The organism is Micromonospora sp. 4G55 (assembly GCF_016803375.1).
Map to the genome: position 1 here is coordinate 1 of NZ_JAEVHN010000612.1, position 3,627 is coordinate 3,627.

3 protein-coding genes and 1 pseudogene are annotated in these 3,627 nt (G+C 72.3%); 3 read left to right on the forward strand and 1 reads right to left on the reverse strand.

Annotated features, from left to right (window positions below):
* Nucleotides 1-186: 186 nt before the first annotated feature.
* Nucleotides 187-1,524 carry an acetyl/propionyl/methylcrotonyl-CoA carboxylase subunit alpha gene (locus JNW89_RS30955; RefSeq protein WP_238451770.1) on the forward strand — a complete coding sequence of 446 codons (1,338 nt, stop codon included), beginning with the start codon at nt 187-189 and terminating at the stop codon, nt 1,522-1,524.
* A gap of 145 nt (nt 1,525-1,669) precedes the next feature.
* Nucleotides 1,670-2,580: pseudogene (locus tag JNW89_RS30960) on the forward strand (hydroxymethylglutaryl-CoA lyase).
* A 44-nt stretch (nt 2,581-2,624) separates the two neighbouring features.
* Here JNW89_RS30960 and JNW89_RS30965 read toward each other — a convergent pair.
* Nucleotides 2,625-2,963 (reverse strand): rhodanese-like domain-containing protein, encoded by a 339-nt coding sequence (locus tag JNW89_RS30965; protein WP_238451771.1) that lies wholly within the window; start codon nt 2,961-2,963, stop codon nt 2,625-2,627.
* Nucleotides 2,964-2,998: 35 nt separating this feature from the next.
* Between JNW89_RS30965 and JNW89_RS30970 the strand changes: the two genes are divergently transcribed.
* Nucleotides 2,999-3,627: TetR/AcrR family transcriptional regulator (locus JNW89_RS30970; protein WP_238451772.1), on the forward strand; the 629-nt coding region annotated here is incomplete at its 3' end.

Sequence of the window (3,627 nt, forward strand, 5' to 3'; positions counted from 1 at the left end):
CGCCGCCCGTGCCGCCCCGCGCCTCCCCGCCCGCCTCGGTTGATCAAGAAGTTTGGGTCAGGAATCCGGCTCAAGCCGACGCAAACTTCTTGATCACCACGCCGGTGGGGGGCGGGCGACTCGTGAGTAACCGGCGGCTCGTGGTTACCTGGCACCCGTCCCCACCCCTGGACGTCGGGAGGAAACATGATCGAGTCGCTGCTGGTCGCCAACCGGGGCGAGATCGCCCGCCGGATCATCCGTACCGCCAAGCGGCTCGGTATCCGCGCGATCGCGGTGCACTCGGAGGCCGACGCCGGCCTGCCGTTCGTCACCGAGGCCGACGAGGCGGTCTGCGTCGGCCCGGCCAACCCGGCGCAGAGCTACCGGAACGTCGAGGCGATCCTCGCCGCCGCCAAGTCGACCGGCGCGCAGGCGATCCACCCCGGCTACGGCTTCCTGTCGGAGAACGCGGACTTCGCCCGTACCGTCGAGGCCAGCGGCCTGATCTGGGTCGGGCCCCGCGCGGACGCGATCACCGCGATGGGCGACAAGATCAATGCCCGGAACCTGATGGCGGCGGCCGGCGTTCCGGTCGCGCCCGGCACCACCGACCCGGCGGCCGACCTGGACGCGGCGGTCGCGGCCGCCGCGGAGATCGGCTACCCGGTGATGGTCAAGGCCGCGGCCGGTGGCGGCGGCATGGGCATGGGCGTGGCCACCGACGAGACCGCGCTGCGCACCGAGTACGACAAGGTGCGCTCGTTCGCCGAGCGGATGTTCGGCGACGGCTCGGTGCTGATCGAGCGGTACTTCCCCCGGGTACGCCACGTCGAGGTGCAGATCCTCGGCCTGGCCGACGGCCGGGTGGTGGCGCTGGGCGAGCGGGAGTGCTCGGTGCAGCGGCGCAACCAGAAGCTGGTCGAGGAGTCCCCGTCGCCGGCGGTCTCCCCGGAGCTGCGCGAGCGGTTCCTGGCGGCGGCGGTACGGGCCGGCGAGGCGGTCGGCTACCGCAACGCCGGCACCGTGGAGTGCCTGCTGGACCCGGCCACGAACGAGTTCTTCTTCCTGGAGATGAACACCCGCCTCCAGGTCGAGCACCCGGTGACCGAGCTGGTCTACGGCGTGGACCTGGTGGAGGAGCAGCTGCGGGTGGCGGCCGGCCTGGCACCGACGTTCGACCCGGACGCGCTCGCCCCGCGCGGGCACGCCATCGAGCTGCGGATCAACGCCGAGGACCCGAAGCGTTTCCTGCCGGGGCCCGGCGCGATCAAGACCTGGGTCGAGCCGACCGGCGAGGGCGTCCGCGTCGACTCCGGCTACATCGAGGGCAACACGGTCACCCCGTTCTACGACAGCCTGATGGCCAAGCTCATCGTCAGCGGCGCCACCCGCGCCGAGGCCATCGCGCGCGCCAAGGGGGCCGTCGCCGCCTTCGAACTGGCCGGCCCGAAGAACAACCTCCCCTTCTTCGCCGAACTCCTGGAGAACGAGGAGTTCCTCTCCGGCGACTACGACACCGGCATCGTCTCCCGCATGCGCTGACCCCGCCTGTTCGCGTTGATCATGAGGTTGGCCGGCGGATCGCCCCGGTCAACCTCATGATCGACCCCCGGGAAGCGGCGGGTGGGATGCTGGGGGGAGACCCCCACAGCACTACGTCACAGTGAGGTGACCCCTTATGGCGGAACTGCCGGACTTCGTCTCCATCCGTGAGGTCGGGCCGCGGGACGGGCTCCAGAACGAGGACCCGATCCCCACCGACGCCAAGGTGCGGCTGCTCGACGCGCTCTCCGGCACCGGCGTCCAGCGGATCGAGACGGTGTCGTTCGTGCACCCGAAGGCGATCCCGCAGATGGCCGACGCCGACGAGGTGTGGCAGCGCGCCACCCGGGCCGACGGGGTGCGCTACTCGGCCCTGGTGCCCAACACCCGGGGTGCGCAGCGGGCCCTCGCGGCCGGGTTCACCGAGATCGAGGTGGTCGTCTCGGCCAGCGACACGCACAACCGGCGCAACGTGAACCGCTCGACCGAGGAGTCGCTGGACGACATCGCCGAGCTGATCGACCTGCTGCACGGCGCCGCGCCCGGGCCGAGGTGATCGTGGCGACCAGCTTCGGCTGCCCCTACGAGGGCGACATCGACCCGCAGCGGGTGGCCGGCATCGTCGACCGGGTCGTCCGCGACGGCGCGGACCGGGTCGCGTTCGGCGACACCACCGGCATGGGTACGCCCCGGCGGGTCCGCGAGCTGGTCACCGCCGTACGGGACCGCAACGCGCACATCCCGGTGCTGCTGCACTTCCACAACACCCGGGGCACCGCCCTGGCCAACCTGCTGACCGCCCTGGAGCTGGGTGTCACCGAGTTCGACGCCAGCGTCGGCGGCCTCGGCGGCTGCCCGTACGCCCCGGGGGCCAGCGGCAACCTGGCCACCGAGGAGGCGGTGCACATGCTGCACGACATGGGCATCGACACCGGCATCGACCTGGACGCGCTGATCGAGGCGGCCGAGCTGGCCGAGGAGTTGGTCGGCAAGAAGCTCCCCTCCGGCGTGCTGCGCGCCGGCCCCCGCACCCGCCTCACCCCGCTGCCGTCCTGACCGGCCGGCCGGGGTACGCGACCGACGCGTACCCCGGCTGCGGTTCACCGGGCGAGGGCGCCCGATTCGGTGGGCAGGCCGGCGGCCACCCAGTCCTCGATGCCCTCGGCGTACTTGCGGACGTCGGTGTAGCCCAGCGCGGCGAGCCGGTCGGCCACTCGGCCGCTGTTCGGGCAGGACGGGTTCGAGCAGTAGGTGACGATGGTGGCGTCCCGGGCCGGCAGCAGCTCGCCGGCCCGCTCGGCCACCTCGGCCTCGACCAGCGGGATCGCGCCCGGGAGGTGCTGTCGTGCGTAGTACTCGCCGCCGAGGGCGTCAACGACCGTCACGGTGCCGGCCTCGATGGCAGTACGCAGTTCGTCACGGCTGATCCGAGCGGTCATGGCAACCTCCAAGATAAGTGGACTAGAGTCCGGTTATGCCTCGGAACGATAGCGGACCGCAGTCCGCTTCCGCCACCCCACCCGCCGAGCTGCTGCAACTGCGCGGTGCGCCGCCGCGCGAACGGGCGGACGCGGCACGCAACCGGGCCGCCGTGCTGGACGCCGCCGCGACACTCTTCCGAGAGCGAGGCGTGGAGGCGGTCTCGATGGACGCGGTCGCCGCCGCCGCCGGCGTGGGGAAGGGCACCCTGTTCCGGCGCTTCGGGGACAAGGCCGGCCTCGCCACCGCCCTCCTCGACGAGCAGGAACGCGGGCTTCAGTCGGCGATCCTGTTCGGTCCGCCGCCGCTCGGGCCGGGACCGGCCGACGCGCCTGCGCCCGCCCGCGACCGGTTGCGCGCCTTCGTCGACGCCTACCTGGACTATCTGCTCGCCCACCTCGACCTGGTCCGGATCTCCGAGACCGCCGCGCCCGGCGCCCGCTACCGGATCGGTGCATACCGGTTCTGGCACCAGCACCTGACCCTGCTGCTCGCCGACCGTCCGGACCGGCCGCGGACGCGCACACCGCGCTCGCCGCCCTTGCCGCCGAACACATCCACGCCGTACGCCCCGAACTCGGCGAAGACCGCCTCCGAACAACAACCCGCACCCTCATCACCACC